We start from the raw sequence: 22,304 nt of genomic DNA on the forward strand, positions 1-22,304 counted from the left end.
GACACAATTTTACTTAAAAAATGCTAATATGACTTCAGGCGCAGTCAGACTGGAGCGCCTGGGCCATTGCCTCGGCCGTGGCCTCAATGCTCAGGAGGATAGAAGCGTGCCGGTTTTTGTAGTCCCGCGCAGGTTCCAGCACCTGAAAGCCGTCGAAAGGTGCTGCCGGCACCGGGCCGTTATCTTTCAGCATTGCGCGCAGAGCGTCCCGGGCGTTTTCTATTTCCTCAAGGTTGCGTCCGAGCACGGCGCCACCGGTAACGGCGGCCGCAGCCTGTCCCAGTGCGCAGGCTTTGACATCCTGACCAAAGGCACTGATCCGTCCGTCCTCTACCGACAGATCAACCGTCACCGATGATCCGCAAAGAGGCGAGCGTTTGCGCACAGTTGCCATCGGTGTGTCCAGACGGGTCAGATGCGGAATATCAGAGGCAAGTGCCAGGATCTGGCCGGAATAAAGTTTGATCAGATCGGTATCAGTCGACATCGCGGGCCTTTGTGGTTTTCCTCGGGCGTGTGACACCATACATAGGGTCCGGCAAGCGGATGCAAAAGGACTTTCTGATGCAGCATTCTCAGAGTGAACAATCGCCTTTTGATACAGGGACGCTGAAATACAACGACGCGGGTCTGATCCCGGCCATTGCCCAGGACGCGCAGACCGGCGAGGTGCTGATGATGGCCTGGATGAACGCCGAGAGCATCAGCCGGACGCTGGAGAGCCGTCGTGTGACCTATTGGAGCCGCTCACGGCAGGCCTTCTGGGTCAAGGGAGAGACCAGTGGCCACATTCAGGAGCTTGTCGGGTTTCGCGTTGACTGTGATCGCGATTGTCTGCTGGTGCTGGTCAACCAGACCGGTCCGGCCTGTCACACCGGGCGGCGCAGCTGTTTTTTCACAGATGTGAAGGACGGTTTTGAGACGGTCATTGCTGACCCTCTCTGACAGCCCCTAAAGCCCGACCATGGCGCGAATGTCCTGCGGCGACGCACCATTGTCCCGCCAGGTGGCGATGGCGCGGGCATCATCGCGTTTGGCCAGGCGTTTGCCCGCCTCATCACGGATCAGCCGGTGATGATGGTATCGAGGTGTCGGCAGGCCCAGCAGTTTCTGAAGCACAACATGGATCACCGTCGCCGGAGCCAGGTCTTTTCCCCGCACCACATCCGTGATGGATTGGGCGGCATCATCCAGCACGACAGACAGATGATATGACGTGCCCATGTCCCGCCGGCAGAGCACGACATCGCCCGTCAGACGGGACACGGCCGACGTCTGTTCGCAGATCTCGCCGGGTTGCCCGGTGTCTGAGGCAGTTTCCGTGTAGCAGATCATGTCGGGCAGCTCCCGCGCGGCGGCCCGCAGATCGAGCCGCAGAGCAGTGTGTGCGGGCAGGGGTTCATCCGGCGTGCGGGGCAGGTCGCGGCAGGTGCCCGGATAGATAATGCCATCCGGACCGGTCATCGGCGCGCCTTCCTGTGGTGCCGAGGCAGCCTCCAGAATATCGCGCCGGTTGCAGTGACACGGGTACAAAAGCCCCCGTGCCCAGAGATCACCCAGAGCGGCCTGGTAAGAGGGAAGATTGTCAGACTGGCGCAGAACGGGTTTTTCCCACGCAATACCAAGCCAGGACAGATCGTCATAAATCTGCTGTTCCCATTCCGGACGTGCGCGTGACTGGTCGATGTCTTCTATTCTGACCAGAAAACGGCCACCAGCTGCCTGCGCCATGTCTGCGGCCAGCAGGGCAGAAAAAGCATGTCCAAGGTGCAGAGGGCCGGTCGGAGAAGGTGCGAACCGTGTTGTGAATTTCACGCCTTCTCAACAACATATACGTTGGACTTCAACCCGATCCCGGGCAGGTGCGGGCCGTGTTCGCGAAAGAGCAGCCTGGCCGAGCCGCAGTCGACCCATTCACAGAGGGCGGCCTCATACGAGGGGTCTTCCAGGGCGTGGTCATTGTAGGAGAACACCATTCTGTCGCCGGATCCCAGGCCATTCATCAGCACGTGAAACAGGGAAACAGGGGCAGCACCGGCACCGATGACGCCGATCGCGGCAATGGCGGCATAGGTTCCTGGACTGTGCGCCAGCGTTCCCCCGGCATCAATGCACCGCAGCTCGCGGTAGATCTTTTTGCCAGCGGCCTGGTCCAGCATCTCCCGGGACAGATCCAGACCATCAATCGTCTGAAAACCGGCCTTGCTCAGCGCTTCACCGGAAAGACCGGTGCCACAGCCGAAATCCAGAACCGGTTTTGCAAAGTCTTTGGTAAAGGATGCCAGTGCTTCGGCGCAGCGTGCAGGCGTTGCATAGCCCTGTCCTGTCACCTCATCATCGTAACTGTCGGACCAGTCATCATAGAGCTTGCGGGTGGATGAGACGTCGCGTGCTGCGTAAACCTTGTCGAGATATGTCTGTTTCATGGCTCTATATTATAAAGCCACCCCAGACAGAGTGTCCAGACAACAGCCTTTATGCTGGTGTGAGCGCGCCCTGCAGCCAGCCTTTCCAGTCCGTTTTGGCCCGGTCTGTGTAGGCTTTGTAGCGGTCTTTGCGTCCGCGTCTGCCACCTTTGAGGCCCTCGACAGGCGGGAAGAGGCCGAAGTTTACGTTCATTGGCTGAAAGGTCTTTGCCTCTGCGCCGCCTGAGATATGCGTGATCAGTGCGCCTGTCGCGGTGGTTGCGGGGGGCGTTTCCAGAGACCTTCCCTGTATTTCCGCCGCCGCCAGACGGCCGGCCAGCAGACCCATGGCCGCAGATTCCACATAGCCCTCGACCCCGGTGATCTGACCGGCAAAGCGGATGTTGGGCCGCGAGCGCAGACGCATCTGACCGTCGAGCAGGGTGGGCGAATTCAGAAAAGTGTTGCGGTGAATGCCGCCCAGACGGGCAAAACTGGCGTTCTCCAGGCCGGGAATGCGTTTGAATACATCTGTTTGCGCGCCGTACTTCATCTTGGTCTGGAAGCCAACGATGTTGTAAAGCGTGCCCAGTTTGTTATCGCGGCGCAACTGCACGACGGCCCATGGTTTTTCGTCGGGCGCATGCGGGTTGGTCAGGCCCACGGGTTTCATCGGGCCAAAACGCAGCGTTTCGCGTCCGCGTTCGGCCATCACCTCGATCGGCAGGCAGCCATCAAAATAGCCAGCCGTTTCGCCTTCTTTGAACTCTGTCTTATCCGCTTCGAGCAGCGCGTCGATAAACGCTTCATACTGGTCTTTGGACATCGGGCAGTTGAGGTAGGCAGTGCGCTCTTCCTCTGTTTCGCCCTTGTCATAACGCGACTGCATCCAGGCGCGGCTCATATCAATGCTGTCGTGATAGACAATCGGGGCAATGGCGTCGAAAAAGGCCAGCGCCTCGGCGCCTGTTTCTGATGCGATGGCCTCGCCCAGTGCCGAAGACGTCAGCGGACCCGTCGCAATGATCCAGGTGCCATCTTCGGGCAGGGATGTGATTTCACCGTACTCAATCTGCACATTGGGATGGGCCGACAAGGCATCGGTAACGGATTGCGCAAAGGGGTCCCGGTCAACCGCAAGCGCGCCGCCCGCAGGCAGCCGGTGTTTGTCGGCGGTGCTGATGATCAGCCCGTCGGCGGCCCGCATTTCCCAGTGCAGCAGTCCCACAGCATTTTGTTCGCTGTCATCAGAGCGGAACGAATTGGAGCAGACCATCTCGCCCAGCAGTCCGGTCTGATGCGCGAAAGTACCGACCGTGGGGCGCATCTCGTGGATAACGACCTCGACGCCGAGGTTCGCTGCCTGCCAGGCAGCTTCTGATCCGGCCATACCGCCGCCGATGATGTGGAGTTTCTGTGCCATGCCCGCCATGTAGGGCAGGGACCGCAAATGCGCAACACGCCTGTTCGCCTGCGTCTGCGATGTCGTAAGAGGAAGATCCGTTTTTGGGGTCGCCGCTGCGGGCATGTCGGTCAGTGAGAGGCTGACCTGGAGGGACGTTCCGCAAGACGGCGACCCAAAATCGGCATCAGGCATCGTTGCCTGTGCCCTATATGTGTCACATTCATGCCCAAATTATAAGGGGGTTATCCGGAAACGCTGCCGGCCTGATTTGGAAACAATTACGCATGGTTAACAGTGCTGTCGCTTGCTCTGGCGGCAATTCCAGGCAAAGTTCCCGGGAAAGTCGAATGGAGCGCCTATGTCCCTGAAGTTCACAGCCCCCGAACTTATTGCCTTTATTGAGGATGTGTTCCCACAGGTCCGTGGCGATTTTGCGTTGGACAGGCTGGAAGAGGACAGTCTGGTTGTTCGTCTGATCACCGCCGAAAAGCATCTGCGTCCCGGAAACACCGTGTCGGGGCCGTCGATGTTCGCGCTTGCGGATGTGGCGGCCTATATGATGACGGTTGCCCATATCGGGCGTGAAGCACTGGCCGTCACGACAAACTGTTCGATTGATTTTATGCGTAAACCCGCCGCCGGATGCGATCTGGTTGCGCACACAAAACTGCTCAAACTGGGGCGCGCGCTTTCGGTCTGTGATGTCCTGTTGTTCTCCGAAGGTACAGAAAAACCCGTGGCGCGCGCCGGACTGACTTATTCTATTCCGCCGCGCTGAGGCGGAGATGCGCACAAAAAAGCGGCCAGGACTTGCCCGGCCGCAGGAAGAGGTCTGTAAACGCGTACCGGGGAGGTTACGCGCGCCAGAACACCTTTGACGCCTCTTTGTCAGCCATCTCCGGTGTCAGTCCAACGTCTGCGAGCTGCCAGGTGCTGAGTTGTTTCAGCGTTTGTCTGGTGCGTCGCCGTGTGGCCCATTTCGACAGGCAGACCGCAAATTCGACCGCGATGAGCGACAGGACCGGCACCGAACGGGTCCGGTTCAGATAGTCAAGCGTGCGGGGCGACAGAGTCATATCCTGTGTCATGGGAATCTCCTTTATTGTATTGACACAATATAGCAGGTTTGCTACACCGTATTGATACAAAATGCGTTACAAACAATCGAGAGAAATATTGTAATGGGTACAATTTGGCAGCCGGAACTCAAAACCTACGACGGACCCAAATACAAGGCCGTTGCCGGACTGATCCGGGAGGGGATAGAGGAAGGGTTGCTGAAGGAAGGGGGCAAACTGCCGCCGGTGCGGGATCTGGCCTGGACACTCAGGATCACCCCGGGAACAGTTGCCCGCGCATATACCATACTGACCGAAAGCGGCGTGCTGACCGCCGAGGTGGGGCGCGGCACATTTGTTGCGTCAGGCACTCAGGGGCCCGTAGCAGAAGCGCCCATCGAAGTTGATGTTGTAGCCCACAGGTCCCAGCCGGATGGTGACGTTTACAAAGTGAGCATGTTCTCGCCGCACCTGCCCGCCGTCGGGCAGGACAAGCTGATCCGGAACCTTTTGGGGCAGGTGGCGCAGGACCCGCCCTCAGGCATGATGCACTATCCGAGCCGCACCGGGGCAAAGCCCGCACGGGAGGGTGTGGTCCGCTGGCTGGCAGGCACTCCGCTGGGCGCTTTTGGCGAGCAGGATATTGTGCTGTCGCATGGCGGACAGAACGGGCTTTCCCTGATATTTCAGAGTATTTTGCAGGGCCGCCGTCCGACGGTGCTGATCGAGGAGTTGTCGTACCCCGGGTTCCGCCGGGCCGCTGAGTTGCTGCGCGCTGATGTGGTCCCGGTTGCGATGGATGCAGAGGGGGTCATTCCCGAAGCCCTGGAAGAAGCAGCGCGGGCCCATGACGCGCAGATCTTCTGTACCTCGCCCGAGGTGCACAATCCGACGGGTCTGTTCACGCCGCTCAGCCGGCGGCAGGCGCTGGCGGATGTGGCCCGTCGCTGTGATCTGCAGATTGTCGAGGATGACTGCTACCGTATGCGCGTTGACCGCGCGCCGACCTACCGGATGCTGGCCCCCGAGCGGGGCTGGTATGTGTCGTCACTGGCCAAAACGCTCACACCCGCGTTGAGGATCGGATTTGCCATTGCGCCGCTGGGGCGGACAGCGGACCTGCGCCGGGTTGCGGAATACAACTGTTTCGGGCTGGCGACCCCACTGATTGACCTGTGTGCCAAGCTTTTGTCGCATCCACAGATCGATGCACTGGCCGAAGAAACACGCCGCGCCTTCGAGCTCTACGTCCAGAGTGCCGTTAACATTCTGGGCAGCTACGACGTGGTCTGGCGCGCAAATGTTCCGTTTCTCTGGCTGCGGCTGCCGCTGGGCTGGCGGGCGAGCGCGTTTTGCCAGGCCGCCGAGGCTGAAGGCGTGCAGATCAGAACGGCCGAGGAGTTTGTCTGCCGGGATGCCAGAGCGCCCCATGCTGTGCGACTGGCGGTAAATGCCGGTGTGTCGCTGCAGAGTTTCGAGGCCGCTGTTCTGCGCCTGCGGCAGCTGCTTGACGGCCCGCCTGAGCAGTTGAGTGTCTGATCTGCCAAAGTCCGTGAAATACCGGGCGTAACAGCATGGGAAATGTGGGGTAATATGGTACCTATATTTCAATACGTTGTTTCTATTATGTTTTATTACCATTGTGGCGCTTGACGCGAAACTGTGCTCGTTTATAACGCCCCAATCGAATTGAGGCCGTACCGCATCTGATATGGCCTGCCACCTCAAACGGGGAACCGTCCATGAAAACATTCTCTGCAACACCCGCAGACATCGACAAGAAATGGATCCTGATCGACGCCGAGGGCGTTGTTCTGGGCCGTCTTGCATCGATCGTCGCACAGCGTCTGCGCGGCAAGCACAAGCCGTCCTTCACGCCGCACATGGATATGGGCGACAACGTGATTGTCATCAACGCTGACAAAGTCCAGCTGACCGGCAAAAAGCGTCAGGAACACCACTACTGGCACACCGGCCACCCGGGCGGCATCAAGTCCCGCACCAAAGAGCAGATCCTTGAGGGCGCGCATCCCGAGCGCATTGTGACCCTGGCGGTCAAGCGCATGCTGCCCGGCAACCGCCTGAGCCGTCAGGTGATGACAAACCTGCGCGTTTACGCCGGTGGCGAGCACCCCCACGAGGCACAAAGCCCCGAAGTTCTGGATGTGAAATCCATGAACAGCAAAAACACCCGGAGCGCATAAAGATGGCTGAAGAAATCAACACACTCGAAGAGCTGGGCCAGGTGGCCGGCGTTGAGGCCGCAGCCCCCGAGGCAGAGGTCATCACCCGCGAGCCCGTCCGTGACGACCTCGGCCGGTCCTATGCAACCGGCAAGCGTAAAGATGCGGTCGCCCGCGTCTGGATCAAACCCGGTTCCGGCAAGGTCACCGTGAACGGCAAGCCGCAGAATGAATATTTTGCACGCCCTGTTCTGCAGATGATCCTGGCACAGCCGTTCACCATCACCGGTACAACCGACCAGTTTGACGTCGTGGCGACGGTCAAGGGCGGTGGTCTTTCCGGTCAGGCCGGTGCGGTCAAGCATGGTGTTTCCAAGGCACTGCAGCTGTATGATCCGTCCCTGCGTGGCGCTCTGAAAGCCGCAGGTTTCCTCACACGCGACAGCCGCGTTGTTGAGCGTAAGAAATACGGTAAGGCCAAAGCGCGTAAGAGCTTCCAGTTCTCCAAACGCTGAAAACGAATTTTATCCTTGCTCAAAGGCCGCTTTTTCAGGCGGCCTTTTTGCCGTCTGCGGCCATGTGCCGGCAGTCTTCTTGCGTGGTTGCGGACTTCACCGTACAAAGGTGTCGGGAACCGGGTACGCAACTATGTCCAGCACTTTCCAGAAATACGGTGGTTTCGGCGCTGTCAGCCGGGTGGTTTTGTCGTTTTACGAAAAAGTTTTGGACAGCGACATTGTCGGGCATCATTTTGACGGCGTAGACATGCCGCCCCTGATGGACCATCAGACCAAATTTGTGTCCGCGCTGATGGGCGGGCCACACGCGATGACAGATGACCGGCTGGCCCACGTACACCATGCCCTGGAAATTACTGTTGCCGAGTTTGAGGAAATTGTGGGCCTTCTCAGCGAAGCAATGCGCGAACACGGTATGGCAGAAGCCGACATCCGCCAGGTTGCGCGCGATTTCGAGGCGCGGCGCGGGTTTATTCTGCGCCCCGGCGTACAATGACAGCCAACACGCTGACCACCATCAACGAACAATTGCTGAAATCGATTGGCGTTGGAATTGCCATACTGCGCTGGTCAGACCTGACGGTCTACTATCATAACGCGGCGTTCAGGGACTGGTTCGGCGATCCCACCGAAAAAGGGGCCCTGTCTGAAGCCATTGAAGCGATACGCGGTGCCGCGACGGACGCGCTGCGCGACACCGGTCGTTTTACGGGGGAGGTTTCTGTCAAACCTCGCCGCCGCACGCTTGTGATATCTGTCAGCCTGCACCTGGCCGAGGTTGAGGGCGAAAAGATGATCGTCGCCGAATGTCAGAACATCACCCGTATGCGCGAACTGGAGCAGGTGATCGACAGCTATTCCAAAATGGTCGAGCGCAATACACGCCAGCTGGAACGCGAAAAAGAGCGGGTAGAGAAACTGTTGCTCAATCTGATGCCCCGCACGGTTTATGAAGAATACAAAACCTTTGGCGTGGTGACCCCTCAGCTGTACCGCAATGTTTCGGTTCTGATGCTTGATTTTGTCGGGTTTACGGATTTCACCGAGCAGAATGATCCAACAGTAACGCTGGGTGAACTGAATGATATTTTCACCGCCTTTGACCGCATCAGTGAGCAGTTTGGCGTCGAACGGATCAAGACAATCGGGGATGCTTACATGGCCGTGGCCGGCATGCCCGAAGAAACGCCCGATCATGCAACTGCGGTCGCGAACTGCGCGGTTCGGTTTCTGCGTTTTCTGGAAAGACGCAACCAAAGCCACCGGTTCAGATGGGAGGCCCGTATTGGTCTGGGCAGCGGTGCGGCTGTTGGCTCCGTCGTGGGCGTTCAGAAATACGTATACGATGTGTTTGGTCCGGCCGTAAACATGGCTTCACGCCTCGAAGTCTTTGCGCACCCGATGAAAATCGTTGCCCCGATCGGTATGAAATATGACCTGATTGATGGGTTTCAGATTGACGAGATCGGCTCCTATGACATCAAAGGGCTGGGGTCGATGGAGCTGATCAACGTCGAGGGCAATCTCTCGCTGGCGCGCAGTTTCTGATCCGTCCATCCGGGCTCTTCCCACGCTGATTGCATTTGACTCTGCATCCCTGCACCAGTCTTCTTCCGGCTGATGGCACTTCTTGCAAAAAACCGTTCGTTTCGTCTGCTCTTTTCCGCGACGGCTGTATCAAACCTTGGCGATGGTGTTTCGGCGCTGGCCTTTCCCTGGCTGGCGACGCTGATCACGCGCGACCCGGCGCTGGTGGCTCTGGTGGCCTTTGCCACAACGCTGCCCTGGCTTTTGTTCTCCATTCCCGTGGGCGTTCTGGTTGACCGGTACGACCGGCGTTTGCTGATGGTGCGCGCAGACACTTTCCGGCTGTTGCTGACCTGCGGTGTGATCTCGCTGATTTTCTCGATCCCGGCGTTTCCCCCGGGAGGAGATCCGCTGGGGTATATTCTGGCGCTGGCCGCCCTGGGCATGATGCTGGGCACCGCAGAAGTCGTCAGAGACAATGCCGCCCAGACGGTTCTGCCCTCGATTGTCCCAAAACCGGATCTTGAGAGCGCCAACGGACAGCTCTGGAGCGTTGAGCAGATCATGGGGTCGTTCGTGGGGCCGCCACTGGCGGGTCTGCTGATCGCGCTGGCGGTTCCGGCGCCCTTTGCTCTGGATGCGGTCACCTTTGGCGTCGCGGCCCTGCTGGTCTGGTGCATCGCCATACCGCAACGCGCCAATCCCCCGCGTCGCCGCATCCGGACGGAAATGTACGAAGGGTGGCAATGGATGCGCGGCAATCCGACCATCTTCCGGCTGGCTGTGATGCTGGGATTCATCAACGGCATCTCTGTCATGGCGATGACGATCCTGATCCTGTTCTCGCAGGAAGTGCTGGGACTGTCGGCGGCAGGACATGGTGTGCTGATGGCCGTGGGGGCTGCGGGGGGCGTATTGGGCGGCGTGCTGGGGCCGAGAATCATTTCCCGGATTGGCCCACAGCGTGGTGTGATCCTGGCCCTGTTCCTGATCCCGCTGCCCTTTGCGATCCTCGCGCTGACCGGCAACCCGGGTGTGGCAGGGGTGGCACTGTTTATCGAGGTATTCTCCGCCCTGATGTGGAACATCGTGACGGTTTCTTACCGTCAGCGCCGTATCCCGGATGAGCTGCTGGGCCGGGTCAACGCGCTTTATCGCTTTTTTGGCTGGGGCATGATGCCTGTCGGTGCTCTCTTGGGCGGCTGGATTGTGTCGCTGGGAGAGGAGCCCCTGGGGCGCGAAGCGGCGCTGCGGCTGCCCTTTATGATCGCGGCAGCCGGAGCCTGGGTGTTGCTGGTGTATGGGGCGCGGAAACTGCGCCTCTGACAGCGTTATCCGTCGGGTGTGATCAGACCCAGGCCGCGCAGATAAATCCCGATCCCGGTTTCCAGCAGGTCCTCGGGCGGGAAGGGCGAGGCGCGTCCGGGCGAGTTCCGGGCAAAGAGCTCGACGACCCCGTGGCTCATCGCCCAGATATGCGCCGAGAACATCGAGGCAGGCGGGCGTTTGTCTTCCGGAATGTGCACACTCAGATCGGTCGCCGCCCTTTCCAGAACCGCATTGGCACGCGTTGAAACAGCCGCCAGTTCTGGCGTCCGGTTGACGCTGATCCCGCTTTCAAACATCGCGATATAGTGGCCGGGGTATTTGCGGGCAAAGGCCAGATAGGCCCGGCCCGTCGCGGAAAAAGCTGCCAGCGCAGAGGGCTGGCCCTTTTCATAGGCGTATTCCATCAGATCGGCGAAAATCTCATACCCCTGGCGCGCAGCCTCTGCGATCAGGTCATCCCGGCCTTCGAAATGGCGGTAAACGGCGGCAGGCGTCACACCTGCCTGCTTTGCGGCCTCCGACAGGGTAAACCCCGTGGGGCCGCGCAGCTCAATAAGCTCCAGCGCTGCATCAACCAGTGCCTGCCTGAGATTGCCGTGGTGATAGCCCCGTTTAGGCATTCCAGATGTCCGGGCCGCCGCAAATCTTTGTATCGATCGCGCCTAGGGCGCCGGTGTCTTTGCGGTCATAGTCCAGACCATGCAGGACAGAGCGGATGGCATTCAGCCGGGCACGGCGTTTGTCGTCAGACCGCACAACGGTCCAGGGTGCAGCCGCCGTATGGCTGCGTTTGAGCGTATCCGCGATAGCGTGGGTGTAGGCATCCCACTTGCCCAGGCCTTTGACATCGATGCCGCTGAGCTTCCACTGTTTGAGCGGATCACGCTCGCGGGCCAGCATCCGGCGCAGCTGTTCTGCGCGTCCGACATTCAGCCAGAACTTGACCAGATGAGTGCCGTCATCGGCCAGCATCTCCTCAAAGGGCTTTACCTGTGCAAAGAAATGTTCGCGCTGTTCATCTGTGCAGAAACCGAAAACCGGTTCAATCACGCCGCGGTTATACCAGCTGCGGTCAAAAAACACGATCTCACCGGCTGCGGGCAGGTGATTGATATAACGCTGGAAATACCATTGGGTGCGCTCTGTTTCGGTCGGTTTGGACAGTGCGATAATCCGCGCGCCGCGCGGGTTCAGATTGGTGCGAAAACGGCTGATGGTGCCACCTTTGCCTGCGCCATCCCGCCCTTCGAACACGATAGCGACCCGCGCGCCGGTCTCCTTGACCCAGGCCTGCAGCTTGACCAGCTCGATCTGCAGAGCGGCGAGATCTTTTTCGTAGGGTTTGCGGGCAAGACGTTCTGAGTGTGGGTATGATCCTGACAGAATCGGCCCGCCATCCTGGCGGCGGATTGCATCCCGCACCTGCTTTGGCGCGTCGTTTTCGAAAAAGGCGCTGATCGCACCGTCAAAGGGCAGGTCCATCGCGGCCTCCGCTGGTATATTGCCTGACCTATATGGGATGTTAATCCGATTAACGCAAACCCGCGCGGGCCACGGCACGGTCAATGGCAGCCAGAACCGCTTCGGAAGCAACATGCTGTGGCATGTGGCCCACACCTTCCAGCCTCGTCAGCACAGCCCCGGGGATCTGGCCGGACAGGGGTTCGGAATGGATGTGCAGCGGTACAATCGTATCCGCCGTGCCGTGCACGATTTCCACAGGCATTTCCAGTGTGTTGTACCGCGCGGACATCTCCACGATATGGGGGCGCAACCCGTTCACCTGCTGTGCATTGGCCCGCATCGTATTGCGCCGCAGGGTCATTTCCGGGCCAAAATGCTTCAGATAGCCTTCTGGTGCCTCCTGTGGGTCAAAGATCGTGCTGACGGTGTCTTCCACCAGGCCGCGCGGGGTCAGCGCGGTGATCAGCGGTATCACAAAGACACTGCCCGCCAGAGAAGCGTTGATCTGATAAAGCGCGCCGAGACTGCCCGGCCAGGGGTTTGAGGCCGCCGCCAGCAGCACAAGGCCGGCGGTCTGATCGGGTCGTTCCAGCGCCCAGGCCAGGGCGACAGCCCCGCCATAAGAGTGGCCCACGACCACAGGGTTCGTTACGCCCAGCGTGTCGGTGGCGCGCTGCAGCAGACGCGCCTGCAGTGCGGGCGGTTCGGCGGCAGTATTCCAGACGCCGCCATAGCCCGGCGGGCGCTCCGACCAGCCCATACCCGGGCGGTCAACTGCGATCACCCGGTGGTTTTTCTCCAACTGGCCGACAAGGCGGAATGTGGCATCGCGCAGACTGCCGCTGGCGCCGTGAATGACAATGATATCAGGGCCCTGGCCGGAGACTGTCAGATGAATTCGGGTGCCGTCGACCTCTGCGAAGCTGCCCGATGGCGGATAGGCATCCATTGCCGCTGCCTCATGTGATGCGGCGCGCCACTGTACAAAGGCAAAAAACGCCAGCCCGCAAAGCACCAGCAGGACCATGGCTTTACGTCCCGATCGCATCGATATCGTAGGGTGTGTCCTGATACACCTCGGTCAGCCAGTTCCCATAAAGCAGATGCGCGTGACTGCGCCACCGGTTCAGCGGCGTGCGCGACGGATCATCCTCCGGATAGTAGTTCATCGGCACATTAATCGGCGTTCCCGCAGCAACATCCCGGTCGTATTCCTGCTTGAGCGTATCACTGTCGTATTCAAAGTGGTTGAAGATATAGAGCGCCCGGTGGCCGGGATCTTCCACCAGGCAGGGCCCGGCTTCTTCACTGCCCAGCAGGGTTGTCAGACCGGTTGCCGCGTCGATCTCGGACTGTCGCATCTCTGTCCAGCGCGACACCGGAATGACGCAGTCGTCCGAAAAGCCGCGCAGATAGGGGGAGGCCGGCGCCAGATTGCGATGGCGGAAACAGCCAAAGGCCTTGGCATCCAGCATGTGTTTTTTCACACCGTGGAAATGATTGATCATCGCCATGCCGCCCCAGCAGACGCCAAAGGTGGAATGCACATTAGTCTGTGTCCAGTCCATCACCTCCCGCAGCTCGTCCCAGTAGGTCACATCCGGGAAAGCAAGATGTTCAATCGGTGCGCCGGTGATGATCAGACCGTCGAACTTCTCCTGTTTCACTTCCTGAAACGGGCGATAGAAGCTCTCCATATGTTTGGCTGCCGTGTTGCGGGTCTGATGCTCGGACATGCGTATCAGCGTAAGATCAATCTGCAGCGGCGTGGCACCGATCAGACGGGCGAACTGATTTTCTGTCTGTATTTTCTTTGGCATCAGGTTCAGCAGCCCGATGCGCAGGGGGCGGATGTCCTGACGCGCGGCCTGATCAGGATCCATGACCATCACACCTTCGCGCTTGAGCACGTCATAGGCGGGCAGGTCGGCGGGTATCTTGATCGGCATGTGTGTGTTCCGGTTTCACAGTGAGAGTGGTCAGATAGCCCTTTGACAGGTCTGTCTCAAGAGCGGCAGTGTCACGAGACCGTGCGCGCCATCACAGGCAGGCGGCAACAAGATCATCAAAGTCCTCAGGAGTCCTTAATGCTGCAACCTGATCAGCGGTAACGGTAATGCCCCAATGTGACATGGCCTCGTACCGGGGCTGGCGGTGCGCCAGAGCGCGGGCATAGGTGAAACGGATAAAATCATCTGGATCAACATCGCGCTCTGAGCAATTGTTTTCACGCAGATATTCCTGCCAGACCTGTGCCAGGAATGCAGGTTGGTAAGCCATAGGTTTTGGCGCGCGATCAAACCGCCGGATCAGCTCCTGCGTATGTGCTTCGTCGCCGCGAATCCAGATCATCAGGCAGTCAGAGGAAAGCTCTTTGAGCAAGGCGTCCTGATCATCATGAGCTTCCACCCATTCGCAGATCGAGCCACCGGTATCACAGATGAAATTCGGATAGCCATAGAGCGCTTCGGCGCGTGCGGCAAAGCGCGATGTATCCCGCAGGGCGGAAATTTCAGCCTGGCGAAACTGTTCCTGGCGGCGCGCGTATTCTGCCATCGGCAATCCGCCTTTGTCCGGGTCGCCGGGTTTGCCCAGATAGGTCGCGACGGGGCTCAGATTGTCAAAGGTAATGTTCGAGCCGATGTAAATGCTGTCGCTCATCAGAAGGTCGCGCAGAAACGGGACCTTCATCGCCTCCGCTTTGGCATTGTCTGCAATGAATTCGCCCATGTAGCGGGTGCCAATGCGGTAATCGATAGAGTAGTGAAACCACGAACCACTGGCGCGCAACAGGTTCGACATATGGGTCTTGCCCAGTCCCGACATACCGTAGACGAGAACGGATTTCCGCCGTGCGGCGCGCCATTCGCTGGCATTGGAATAAAGCATAGCACTGGCGCCCGTTGTCCTGAAAACCTGTGCTTTGTCCTAGCCCTGCGCGGGCAGGGCGTCAATCGGTGCGGACCGGGCGGGCAAACACACGCAGCAGACGCCCGTCGATTATGGCCAGTCCGGCCGCCAGCAGTACAAACCCGGCATAGGCATTGGGATTGAGGCTTTCCCCGAGCATCAGCGTTCCCATGACGATGGCAACAGGCGGGATCAGAAGCGTCACCAGCAACAGATTGCCGCTGCCAGCGAGCGCCAGCACCTGATAATAGAGCAGGTAGGCGCCCGCTGTGGCGATCAGGGCGTAGTATCCGATGGCCAGCACCGTGCGCGGTTCCAGAGAAAAGCTGAGCGGGCCCTCAACAGCAATGGCCAGCGGCAGCGTAATGAGGGTGGACCCTGTCAGCATCCCCGCCGCCGCGACCTGAGGTTTCAGACCGCCCAAGGTCTTGCGCGCCCAGACGCCGGCCAGCGCATAGGATAACGTACCGCCGATCACCGCAAGTTGTGCAAGCGAACGCAGGTCAAAGTTGCGCAGGTTCTCAAGGCCGATTGCGGTGGTCACACCACCAAAGCCGACCAGCACGCCGGTAAATTTGCGAAGGCTCAGACGTTCGTCCGAGAAGAACAACGCAGCAGCCAGAACACCAAAAATTGCCGTGGCGGCGTTCAGGATCGAGGTCAGCCCGCTTTCGATCCAGAGCTGTCCCCAGGCCATCAGTCCAAAGGGGATGACGTTGTTCAGCAGCCCCATCACCAGAAAGGCGCTCCAGATCCGGAACCCGCGCGGAAAAGGCAGCCGCATCATCAGCACGACAAGCCAGAGCGCAGCCATGGCCCATCCGGTGCGGTGGGCGACAGAGGTCAGTGGGCCAATTTCGTCCAGTGCCACACGGATGGAGACAAAGGACGCGCCCCAGATGACGCCCAGCAGCAGTAAAAGCCCCCAGGCCCGCGTTGATATGGATTTCTGTGCTGTCATACACGGACACTAGGCGGGTTTCCGGGCCCCTGCCACCCGGATCATGCGCAAAGAAAAACGCCCGCGATCAGGCGGGCGTTTTCAGTTCAATAACCAGTAAGATCAGGCGCGCCGATCAGAAACGGAAGCCGATTTTTACGCCGATTGCGATGGCGTCGTTGTCGTTAAAGTTTGCCGCAGGCGTTCCGCTGACACCTGTCGTTGTGTCACCAATGCGGATGTAGCGGATGCCTGTTGTGATCTCGTAGTTTCCTTCGGAATAGATCGCCGCCAGAGACAGGCTTTCCTGACCATCGGCAGGGCCGAGGTTTGTGAACAGATTACCGGTGTTTTCCTCATAGCCCAAAGATGCAGCGACCGACCAGTTGTCGTTCAGACGACGGCCGACACCCAGAGTGTAGGTAACAACATCTTCTTCATAGCTGAGCAGGTTGGAGCCCCCTGTAACAGTCTGGTAAAGCGAGGGGTCGAGTGCAAAATCTGACCAGTCTACCCAGCGGATACCACCGAAGAGCAAAGTGTCAGCAGCGACGCCCGTCTGGAATTCCAGATTGACGGACTGCGGTGTTTCGAACTCGGTCGAGGTTGACAGCGACCCGAACCCCAGAACGGTCTCGTTGGTGTCTACGCTGTGTGAAATCTCGGAGCTGTAGGTCAGTGAGACGCGCAATGCGATTTCAGGCTTTTCATAAGCCAGGCCGGCGACATAACCGACACCATAGTGAACATCCGCATTCGCAGAGTAAAACAAGGGCGGACCGACCGGACGCACAAAGTTGACGTCAGCATTGGCCTCTACAGACTGAATGCGCAGGCCACCGTACACAGAAAAGCCAGAGTTAAGCTTGTAGCGCAGCAGGCCCGTCAGTGCCCGGCTGTCGAATTCGGCGTTCGAGGTTGATGCGAAATAGCCCGTTCCACCGGGATACTCGACGTCTGCGCCAAAGGGCTCGTCCAGAATAATTGCGTAGGACAGCTTGTCGTTGATGTCCGCTTTGTAGGCCGCACCCCAGCGGAAATAACTGGGGGCAACATCGCCGGATCCTGAGCCGCTGGCAAATGGCGCACGCGCATCACCGGTCAGCTCCGGTGTTACGCTGACGGCGTTCAGTTCCAGATAACGCCCTTCCTCGAACAATACGCCGATGGACTGACCAGACCGGTCAATACCGCCTGCGGATGCACCGCCTGCTGCCAGACATAATGCTGTTACACTTGTGATCGATACTCTCATGAAATCTCCTCCCCAGAAGACTGCCTGTTGTTATTGGCGCTGTGCGATATTGCAAAAAGGTTGCGGCAATTAATCACGATTGCGGCACCGGTCAATTCGTGACGCAGGGGCACAATACAAAGTGACCCGACGTCAGATTAACTTTTTTTTCGGGTTTCCGACCAGAGGTTAAGGTAGTTCCCGGCAAAGATGATCGCAGCCCCGACAAAAACCTGGATCTCCAGCGGCTCCTGATAGAGCAGCATTCCGACCACCGCGATCGTTGGCAGCCGGATGAAATCCACGGGAACGATAACCGTGGCCGGTGCCAGCGAAAGTGCGCTGGTCATGCAGAAATGGGCCATAAGCCCCGCAGCACCGATCAGCAGAACAAGGGGCAGGGCGCCGCTGTCCGGAACAGCGATATCCCCGTCATAGCCGGCGGCAATCACGCCAAACACCAATTGCATTGCGGTCAGCCAGAACAGGATGCAGATAATGCTCTGTGTGCGGGTCAGCTTTTTGGTGAACATGATGGTCAGCGCAAAAAATATCGCCGAGGAGGCCGCCGTGATGACGCCGGCGTTTATGCCGGCCATATCGGGGCGGGCGACAATCAGGATGCCGATAAAGCCCAAAATGGCTGCCGCACCGCGCATCAGCGTAAGCTTTTCGCCGAGCACCAGCGGCGACAGAATGATCACCCAGAGCGGCGAAGTGAATTCCAGCGCAAAGACCTGGGCCAGCGGAATCACTGTGACGGCGTAAAACCACAGGTTCTGCCCGGTGAAATGCGCGAGGTTGCGCACCGTCTGCAGGCGAAAATCCCGGGTGTTTACCTGGCCGAGAGTACCCACGGCCAGTGCAACGCCGGTCACAATCACCAGACCGAACATGCTGCGGTACATCATGATCTCGAACGTATCGAGCGAGGTCGACAGCTCCCGCCCGGCCACGGCCATCGAAGAGAAGGATGCAATAGCACCAATCATCCAGAGACAGGCTTTGAGTGTCGCGCTCACGGTGTTTTGCCGCAGCGGGGTGTTATTCCCATTCGATGGTGCCCGGCGGTTTTGACGTAATGTCATAGGTGACGCGGTTGATGCCCGGTACCTCGTTGATGATCCGTGTGGCCGTCTCGCCCAGAAATTCATGGCTGAAAGGATAGTAATCCGCCGTCATACCATCCACCGAGGTCACCGCCCGAAGCGCACAGGCAAAATCATAGGTCCGCCCGTCGCCCATGACACCCACCGTCCGGACCGGCAGAATGGCGCAGAACGCCTGCCAGATATCATCATAGAGCCCGTGTTTGCGGATCTGGTCGATATAGACCGCATCAGCCTCGCGCAGGATGTCGAGCTTTTCGCGGGTGATCTCGCCCGGACAGCGGATCGCGAGGCCCGGCCCGGGGAACGGATGACGACCGATAAAGCTCGCCGGAAGGCCAAGTTCGCGGCCCAGCGCGCGCACTTCGTCCTTGAACAGTTCGCGCAGCGGCTCAACCAGTTTCAGACCCATCTTTTCGGGCAGGCCGCCCACATTGTGGTGCGATTTGATCGTGACAGACGGGCCGCCCGAAAAACTGACACTTTCGATCACGTCCGGATAGAGTGTGCCCTGTGCCAGAAATTCCGCGCCCTCGATCCCGTCTGCGTATTTCTGGAACACATCAATAAAGAGACGCCCGATGATTTTGCGTTTGGTCTCCGGGTCAGACTGGCCCTCGAGTTCGCCCAGAAACAGATCGGTTTCATCGGCGTGGATGACCTGCAGGTTCATGTTGTCGCGGAACATCGTCACGACTTCCTGCGCCTCGTCCTTGCGCAGCAGACCGTGGTCGACAAACACACAGGTCAGCTGATCGCCAACCGCCTCGTGGATCAGCGCCGCGGCAACCGAGCTGTCTACGCCGCCGGAAAGACCGCAGATCACCTTTTTGTCGCCGACCTGCTCGCGGATCGTCCGGATAGCCTGTTCGCGGTACCCGGCCATGGTCCAGTCGCCGGTAAAACCTGCAAGACGCACAAAGTTCTCATAGAGTTTCGCGCCGCGCGGAGTGTGGTGCACTTCGGGATGGAACTGGACCGCATAGAAATGCCGCGCGGGATCGGCCGTGATCGCATAGGGCGCGTTTGGCGAAGTGCCAAAGACCTCGAACCCGGGGGCCAGTTCGGCCACATGATCACCGTGGCTCATCCAGACCTGTTCCGGGCCGCCATCGAACCAGCCCTCCAGCAGATCCAGCGATCCGGCTGGCGTCACGAATGCGCGGCCAAATTCAGCCGTTCCGCCGCCGCCGGAAATTTTGCCACCCTCAACCCGGCCACCCAGTTGCTGCATCATGACCTGCTGGCCATAACAGATACCCAGGATCGGGACGCCGTATTCAAAAATGCCTTCGGGCGGGCGCGGGGAGCCGTCACGGACCACGCTGTCCGGGCCCCCTGAGAAGATGATTGCTTTCGGGCCCATGTCGCGGACCATCTCCATTGAGACATTCTGATAGGGATGGATTTCGCAGTAGACATTCAGCTCGCGCAGGCGACGCGCGATCAGCTGCGTGACCTGGCTGCCGAAATCGATGATGAGGAGGCGGTCGTGATCAATCATGCTCATGTGCGCTGATTAGGGGCAGGGGGTGCCGGTGGCAAGCCCCCGGCGCGCGCTTGCAGGGAATAATGAGCGAGGGCCCGGGATCTGTGCAGACCAGGGCCGCGAATGCAGCATCTGCTGGTGGCGCAGCACAGATGTATTCCGGTCAGAGGGTCAGTAGCGTTGCAGATGTTCCTTCAGCCATTCGTGGATGTCGTCACTGGTATCCTCAGGCTTTACCAGGCTCTGGTGGTCGTGATCGGTAAGAATCTCAAAATCATCACATGTGCGCCGGGCGCTGAACGGTTGCACCACCATGAGACGGCCAATGCTGTCGCCAACCACGTCCCTTTCTTCTCCTGCACAATGAACCGGTATGCCCATTTGTCGCTGTGCATTCACCCATTGCTGCGTGAATGACCCGAGATAATTTCCATCACTGCTGCGTTGCAGTTCGTTCACTATGCCACCCCGAAAGCCCATGCGCGACGCCAGCGTCGCGAAGCGGGAACCTGCCATGGGCGTGCCAAGAGTGATGAGAGCAAGCGTTCGGCCAGCGATGTCAGGATCTTCGAGCAGAGCCTTTCGGGCTATGATGCCGCCAAGGCTGTGACCGACAAAGATGATTCTCTCTCCCGTGGGGCGGTTCTGCAGAAAAAGCCGGAGTTCACGCGTTACGTCGGCGGCTACATCGTCAATGCCCAGACGGGGATCATTGAGCGATGTGGAATAGTCAACGACAGCGCTGTTGAAAGAAAAAAGGGTAAAGTCTGTCCGGAAGAAATCCGGCCAATACTTGCCGGACACAGGGTGTTGCCACGCGGTTCTGGCGTCGCTGACAAAGCCATGCAGAAAAATGACGGTTGTGTTTCCACCGTTTTCGGCGCGCGCGCTTGCAAAAGTAATAGCGTGAGACGCTGTTGCCCAGAACAGAAAAGCCAAAACAAATGCGGAAAGAGATTTGAGATTCATAGCGATTTCCAAAACAATCCGGCAAAACAAGGCCACGGTAACCCCGTGTATCGCGCCTGGTCAAAGCGCATTGACGGACCAGGCCATGTTTTTTTGGCAAATCAGCGGCCCCCTATCGCAGGGTAATGTCGCTTTTTTCCCTGCTTCGCCGCTACCGGCGCGGGGGGCTGTTCATGGCCAGGGTAACACCGGGGCCAGTTGTCCAGCACAAAGGGTGGGATCATGGCAGGAGCAGAGCGCAGACGGGCACGTGGTGGTGGTGGTGCAGCACGACGGGCGGAACGCAGTGCGGTGTCTTTTGAAACTGCGAAGTTCATCGAGCGCAATATCCCCAATTTCGAGGTTCTGACCGAGGAAGCGCTGGAGATCATCGAATACAACGCGGAAACCGTGCTTGAGGAGGTCGGTGTTAATTTCGTCGAGAACCCGGCCGCATTGAAACGCTGGAAAGACGCCGGTGCGGACATCGACGGCGAGCGTGTGCGCATTCCACGGGGTCTGGCGCGCCGTTTGTGCAAAACAGCGCCCTCGTCCTACACGCAGCATGCGCGCAATCCTGATCGTAATGTCGTTGTAGGTGGCAACAGTCTGGTGCTTGCGCCGGTTTATGGGCCGCCCTTTGTGCGCGATATGGCTGGCGGACGCCGCTATGCCACTATGGAAGACTTCAACAAATTTGTGAAACTGGGCTACATGTCCAAATGGCTGCACCACTCGGGTGGTACCGTCTGCGAGCCGACCGACCTGCCGGTGAACAAGCGCCACCTTGATATGCTGCACGCGCATATGACCCTGAGTGACAAGCCGTTTATGGGGTCAGTGACCGAACCCAGCCGCGCCCAGGACAGTGTTGAGATGTGCGAAATTCTGTTTGGCAAGGATTTCGTGCAGGAAAACGCTGTGATGACCTCGCTCATCAACATCAACTCGCCGATGACCTTTGACGATGTGATGATGGGTGCGCTGGAGGTCTATGCGACCAACAACCAGGCCTGCATCATTTCGCCCTTTATTGTCGGTGGCGCCATGGCGCCCGTTTCTGTGGCGGGCACACTGACCCAGGTTCTGGCAGAGGTTCTGGCCGGTATTGCCTACAGCCAGCTTATCCGCCCCGGTGCGCCGGTGATCATGGGGGCCTTTGTCACATCGATCGATATGAACTCAGGCGCCCCCACCTTTGGCACGCCCGAAGCGTCGCACATTACCTATGGTGCGGGGCAACTGGCCCGGCGTCTGGGTCTGCCTTACCGCTCGGCAGGTTCTTTCTGTGGATCAAAACTTCCGGACGCGCAGGCAGCTTATGAAACAGCGAACAGTCTCAACATGGGCCTGCTTTCGGGCGTGAACTTTATGCTACACTCCTGCGGCTGGCTCGAAGGCGGTCTGGTGTCGTCGTTCGAGAAATTTGTCATGGATGCAGATCAGCTTGGCACGCTGCACCATCTGGCACAGGGTGTCCGTGTTGACGAGAATGCCCAGGCAATGGATGCGATCCGCGAGGTCGGTCCGGGCGGGCATTATCTGGGCTGCGCCCACACCCAGGACAATTTCAAATCGGCGTTCTGGAAGTCCGATCTGCTGGATTACAAACCCTATGAGACCTGGGAAGATGAAGGTGCGCGCGATACGCAGATGCTGGCCGCTCAGCGGGTCGAAAAACTGCTGGGTGACTACCAGCAGCCGGCACTTGACCCGGCGATCAATGAGGCCTTGTCTGATTTCATCACACGTAAAAAAGCCGAAGTGCCCGACAGCTTTATGTAA

The 22,304-nt window shown here is 58.9% G+C and carries 24 protein-coding genes; 9 read left to right on the forward strand and 15 right to left on the reverse strand.

Going from position 1 to position 22,304, the window contains the following annotated elements; all coding sequences use genetic code 11:
• Positions 1 to 34: 34 nt before the first annotated feature.
• Positions 35 to 487: an iron-sulfur cluster assembly scaffold protein gene (locus Q1A34_RS01730; protein ID WP_300029887.1), complete on the reverse strand. Its 453-nt coding sequence runs from the start codon at positions 485 to 487 to the stop codon at positions 35 to 37.
• A gap of 77 nt (positions 488 to 564) precedes the next feature.
• Here Q1A34_RS01730 and hisI point away from each other — a divergent pair, with 77 nt between their 5' ends.
• Positions 565 to 945, forward strand: a complete 381-nt coding sequence (hisI, locus tag Q1A34_RS01735) for a phosphoribosyl-AMP cyclohydrolase (RefSeq protein ID WP_300029889.1) — start codon at positions 565 to 567, stop codon at positions 943 to 945.
• 6 nt (positions 946 to 951) lie between these two features.
• Here hisI and gluQRS read toward each other — a convergent pair whose 3' ends face one another.
• The 3 genes from gluQRS to trmFO are packed head-to-tail and all read right to left on the reverse strand — an operon-like array spanning position 952 to position 3,828.
• Positions 952 to 1,815, reverse strand: a complete 864-nt coding sequence (gene gluQRS / locus Q1A34_RS01740; RefSeq protein ID WP_300029893.1) for a tRNA glutamyl-Q(34) synthetase GluQRS — start codon at positions 1,813 to 1,815, stop codon at positions 952 to 954.
• Positions 1,812 to 2,426 carry a methyltransferase domain-containing protein gene (locus Q1A34_RS01745; RefSeq protein WP_300029896.1) on the reverse strand — a complete coding sequence of 205 codons (615 nt, stop codon included), beginning with the start codon at positions 2,424 to 2,426 and terminating at the stop codon, positions 1,812 to 1,814. The genes gluQRS and Q1A34_RS01745 overlap by 4 nt, the downstream gene beginning before the upstream one ends.
• 49 nt (positions 2,427 to 2,475) lie before the next feature.
• Positions 2,476 to 3,828: a methylenetetrahydrofolate--tRNA-(uracil(54)-C(5))-methyltransferase (FADH(2)-oxidizing) TrmFO gene (gene trmFO, locus Q1A34_RS01750; protein ID WP_300029898.1), complete on the reverse strand. Its 1,353-nt coding sequence runs from the start codon at positions 3,826 to 3,828 to the stop codon at positions 2,476 to 2,478.
• Between the two features lie 340 nt (positions 3,829 to 4,168).
• Here trmFO and Q1A34_RS01755 point away from each other — a divergent pair, with 340 nt between their 5' ends.
• A complete protein-coding gene (locus Q1A34_RS01755; RefSeq protein ID WP_300029900.1) occupies positions 4,169 to 4,588 on the forward strand; it encodes a PaaI family thioesterase in 420 nt (139 codons plus the stop codon).
• Positions 4,589 to 4,664: 76 nt separating this feature from the next.
• Here Q1A34_RS01755 and Q1A34_RS01760 read toward each other — a convergent pair whose 3' ends face one another.
• Positions 4,665 to 4,898, reverse strand: a complete 234-nt coding sequence (locus Q1A34_RS01760) for a DUF1127 domain-containing protein (RefSeq protein ID WP_300029902.1) — start codon at positions 4,896 to 4,898, stop codon at positions 4,665 to 4,667.
• A gap of 93 nt (positions 4,899 to 4,991) precedes the next feature.
• Here Q1A34_RS01760 and Q1A34_RS01765 point away from each other — a divergent pair, with 93 nt between their 5' ends.
• The 6 genes from Q1A34_RS01765 (at position 4,992) to Q1A34_RS01790 (ending at position 10,422) form a co-directional block, all read left to right on the forward strand.
• On the forward strand, positions 4,992 to 6,407 hold the full coding sequence (locus Q1A34_RS01765) for a PLP-dependent aminotransferase family protein (RefSeq protein WP_300029904.1): 1,416 nt from the start codon (positions 4,992 to 4,994) through the stop codon (positions 6,405 to 6,407).
• Between the two features lie 203 nt (positions 6,408 to 6,610).
• Positions 6,611 to 7,072 (forward strand): 50S ribosomal protein L13, encoded by a 462-nt coding sequence (gene rplM / locus Q1A34_RS01770; protein WP_300029906.1) that lies wholly within the window; start codon positions 6,611 to 6,613, stop codon positions 7,070 to 7,072.
• Between the two features lie 2 nt (positions 7,073 to 7,074).
• Positions 7,075 to 7,566: a 30S ribosomal protein S9 gene (gene rpsI, locus Q1A34_RS01775; protein ID WP_300029908.1), complete on the forward strand. Its 492-nt coding sequence runs from the start codon at positions 7,075 to 7,077 to the stop codon at positions 7,564 to 7,566.
• A 133-nt stretch (positions 7,567 to 7,699) separates the two neighbouring features.
• A complete protein-coding gene (locus tag Q1A34_RS01780; protein WP_300029910.1) occupies positions 7,700 to 8,065 on the forward strand; it encodes a group 1 truncated hemoglobin in 366 nt (121 codons plus the stop codon).
• On the forward strand, positions 8,062 to 9,117 hold the full coding sequence (locus tag Q1A34_RS01785; protein WP_300029913.1) for an adenylate/guanylate cyclase domain-containing protein: 1,056 nt from the start codon (positions 8,062 to 8,064) through the stop codon (positions 9,115 to 9,117). Before Q1A34_RS01780 ends, Q1A34_RS01785 begins: the two co-directional genes overlap by 4 nt.
• Positions 9,118 to 9,189: 72 nt before the next feature.
• Positions 9,190 to 10,422, forward strand: a complete 1,233-nt coding sequence (locus Q1A34_RS01790; RefSeq protein WP_300029916.1) for an MFS transporter — start codon at positions 9,190 to 9,192, stop codon at positions 10,420 to 10,422.
• A gap of 5 nt (positions 10,423 to 10,427) precedes the next feature.
• Here the strand turns inward: Q1A34_RS01790 and Q1A34_RS01795 are convergent, their stop codons facing one another.
• The 10 genes from Q1A34_RS01795 to Q1A34_RS01840 all read right to left on the reverse strand — a co-directional run bounded on the left by Q1A34_RS01795 (position 10,428) and on the right by Q1A34_RS01840 (position 20,540).
• The gene (locus tag Q1A34_RS01795) at positions 10,428 to 11,045 is read right to left on the reverse strand and encodes a TetR/AcrR family transcriptional regulator (RefSeq protein WP_300029919.1); all 618 of its coding nucleotides are present in this window, start codon (positions 11,043 to 11,045) and stop codon (positions 10,428 to 10,430) included.
• The gene (gene ppk2, locus Q1A34_RS01800; protein ID WP_300029922.1) at positions 11,038 to 11,907 is read right to left on the reverse strand and encodes a polyphosphate kinase 2; all 870 of its coding nucleotides are present in this window, start codon (positions 11,905 to 11,907) and stop codon (positions 11,038 to 11,040) included. The genes Q1A34_RS01795 and ppk2 overlap by 8 nt, the downstream gene beginning before the upstream one ends.
• A gap of 49 nt (positions 11,908 to 11,956) precedes the next feature.
• The gene (locus Q1A34_RS01805; protein WP_300029925.1) at positions 11,957 to 12,937 is read right to left on the reverse strand and encodes an alpha/beta hydrolase; all 981 of its coding nucleotides are present in this window, start codon (positions 12,935 to 12,937) and stop codon (positions 11,957 to 11,959) included.
• A complete protein-coding gene (gene metA / locus Q1A34_RS01810; RefSeq protein ID WP_300029928.1) occupies positions 12,921 to 13,838 on the reverse strand; it encodes a homoserine O-succinyltransferase in 918 nt (305 codons plus the stop codon). Before metA ends, Q1A34_RS01805 begins: the two co-directional genes overlap by 17 nt.
• Positions 13,839 to 13,929: 91 nt before the next feature.
• Positions 13,930 to 14,778, reverse strand: a complete 849-nt coding sequence (locus tag Q1A34_RS01815; protein WP_300029931.1) for an ATPase — start codon at positions 14,776 to 14,778, stop codon at positions 13,930 to 13,932.
• Between the two features lie 61 nt (positions 14,779 to 14,839).
• Positions 14,840 to 15,760 (reverse strand): DMT family transporter, encoded by a 921-nt coding sequence (locus tag Q1A34_RS01820; protein ID WP_300029934.1) that lies wholly within the window; start codon positions 15,758 to 15,760, stop codon positions 14,840 to 14,842.
• 115 nt (positions 15,761 to 15,875) lie between these two features.
• Positions 15,876 to 16,994: an outer membrane protein transport protein gene (locus Q1A34_RS01825; protein ID WP_300029937.1), complete on the reverse strand. Its 1,119-nt coding sequence runs from the start codon at positions 16,992 to 16,994 to the stop codon at positions 15,876 to 15,878.
• Between the two features lie 137 nt (positions 16,995 to 17,131).
• Positions 17,132 to 17,995, reverse strand: a complete 864-nt coding sequence (locus tag Q1A34_RS01830) for a DMT family transporter (protein ID WP_300029940.1) — start codon at positions 17,993 to 17,995, stop codon at positions 17,132 to 17,134.
• 22 nt (positions 17,996 to 18,017) lie between these two features.
• A complete protein-coding gene (gene guaA / locus Q1A34_RS01835) occupies positions 18,018 to 19,592 on the reverse strand; it encodes a glutamine-hydrolyzing GMP synthase (RefSeq protein WP_300029944.1) in 1,575 nt (524 codons plus the stop codon).
• A gap of 150 nt (positions 19,593 to 19,742) precedes the next feature.
• Positions 19,743 to 20,540, reverse strand: coding sequence for an alpha/beta fold hydrolase (locus Q1A34_RS01840; RefSeq protein WP_300029947.1), 798 nt, complete (start codon positions 20,538 to 20,540; stop codon positions 19,743 to 19,745).
• Between the two features lie 222 nt (positions 20,541 to 20,762).
• On the opposite strand from Q1A34_RS01840, the gene Q1A34_RS01845 reads away from it, so the two are divergent.
• Positions 20,763 to 22,304: a trimethylamine methyltransferase family protein gene (locus Q1A34_RS01845; protein ID WP_300029949.1), complete on the forward strand. Its 1,542-nt coding sequence runs from the start codon at positions 20,763 to 20,765 to the stop codon at positions 22,302 to 22,304.

Source organism: uncultured Roseobacter sp. (assembly GCF_947491795.1).
In the GTDB taxonomy this organism is placed as follows: domain Bacteria; phylum Pseudomonadota; class Alphaproteobacteria; order Rhodobacterales; family Rhodobacteraceae; genus Roseobacter.

Excerpts from the sequence above, each read along its gene's own strand:
- Q1A34_RS01845 (WP_300029949.1), top strand. The coding sequence starts at position 20,763 with ATGGCAGGAGCAGAGCGCAGACGGGCACGTGGTGGTGGTGGTGCAGCA.
- Q1A34_RS01755 (WP_300029900.1), top strand. The coding sequence starts at position 4,169 with ATGTCCCTGAAGTTCACAGCCCCCGAACTTATTGCCTTTATTGAGGAT.
- Q1A34_RS01760 (WP_300029902.1), bottom strand. The coding sequence starts at position 4,898 with ATGACACAGGATATGACTCTGTCGCCCCGCACGCTTGACTATCTGAAC.
- hisI (WP_300029889.1), top strand. The coding sequence starts at position 565 with ATGCAGCATTCTCAGAGTGAACAATCGCCTTTTGATACAGGGACGCTG.
- guaA (WP_300029944.1), bottom strand. The coding sequence starts at position 19,592 with ATGAGCATGATTGATCACGACCGCCTCCTCATCATCGATTTCGGCAGC.
- rpsI (WP_300029908.1), top strand. The coding sequence starts at position 7,075 with ATGGCTGAAGAAATCAACACACTCGAAGAGCTGGGCCAGGTGGCCGGC.
- Q1A34_RS01765 (WP_300029904.1), top strand. The coding sequence starts at position 4,992 with ATGGGTACAATTTGGCAGCCGGAACTCAAAACCTACGACGGACCCAAA.
- Q1A34_RS01815 (WP_300029931.1), bottom strand. The coding sequence starts at position 14,778 with ATGCTTTATTCCAATGCCAGCGAATGGCGCGCCGCACGGCGGAAATCC.
- metA (WP_300029928.1), bottom strand. The coding sequence starts at position 13,838 with ATGCCGATCAAGATACCCGCCGACCTGCCCGCCTATGACGTGCTCAAG.
- Q1A34_RS01805 (WP_300029925.1), bottom strand. The coding sequence starts at position 12,937 with ATGCGATCGGGACGTAAAGCCATGGTCCTGCTGGTGCTTTGCGGGCTG.
- rplM (WP_300029906.1), top strand. The coding sequence starts at position 6,611 with ATGAAAACATTCTCTGCAACACCCGCAGACATCGACAAGAAATGGATC.
- Q1A34_RS01820 (WP_300029934.1), bottom strand. The coding sequence starts at position 15,760 with ATGACAGCACAGAAATCCATATCAACGCGGGCCTGGGGGCTTTTACTG.
- Q1A34_RS01730 (WP_300029887.1), bottom strand. The coding sequence starts at position 487 with ATGTCGACTGATACCGATCTGATCAAACTTTATTCCGGCCAGATCCTG.
- Q1A34_RS01745 (WP_300029896.1), bottom strand. The coding sequence starts at position 2,426 with ATGAAACAGACATATCTCGACAAGGTTTACGCAGCACGCGACGTCTCA.
- Q1A34_RS01790 (WP_300029916.1), top strand. The coding sequence starts at position 9,190 with ATGGCACTTCTTGCAAAAAACCGTTCGTTTCGTCTGCTCTTTTCCGCG.
- Q1A34_RS01825 (WP_300029937.1), bottom strand. The coding sequence starts at position 16,994 with ATGAGAGTATCGATCACAAGTGTAACAGCATTATGTCTGGCAGCAGGC.
- Q1A34_RS01840 (WP_300029947.1), bottom strand. The coding sequence starts at position 20,540 with ATGAATCTCAAATCTCTTTCCGCATTTGTTTTGGCTTTTCTGTTCTGG.
- Q1A34_RS01780 (WP_300029910.1), top strand. The coding sequence starts at position 7,700 with ATGTCCAGCACTTTCCAGAAATACGGTGGTTTCGGCGCTGTCAGCCGG.
- Q1A34_RS01795 (WP_300029919.1), bottom strand. The coding sequence starts at position 11,045 with ATGCCTAAACGGGGCTATCACCACGGCAATCTCAGGCAGGCACTGGTT.
- Q1A34_RS01785 (WP_300029913.1), top strand. The coding sequence starts at position 8,062 with ATGACAGCCAACACGCTGACCACCATCAACGAACAATTGCTGAAATCG.
- ppk2 (WP_300029922.1), bottom strand. The coding sequence starts at position 11,907 with ATGGACCTGCCCTTTGACGGTGCGATCAGCGCCTTTTTCGAAAACGAC.
- trmFO (WP_300029898.1), bottom strand. The coding sequence starts at position 3,828 with ATGGCACAGAAACTCCACATCATCGGCGGCGGTATGGCCGGATCAGAA.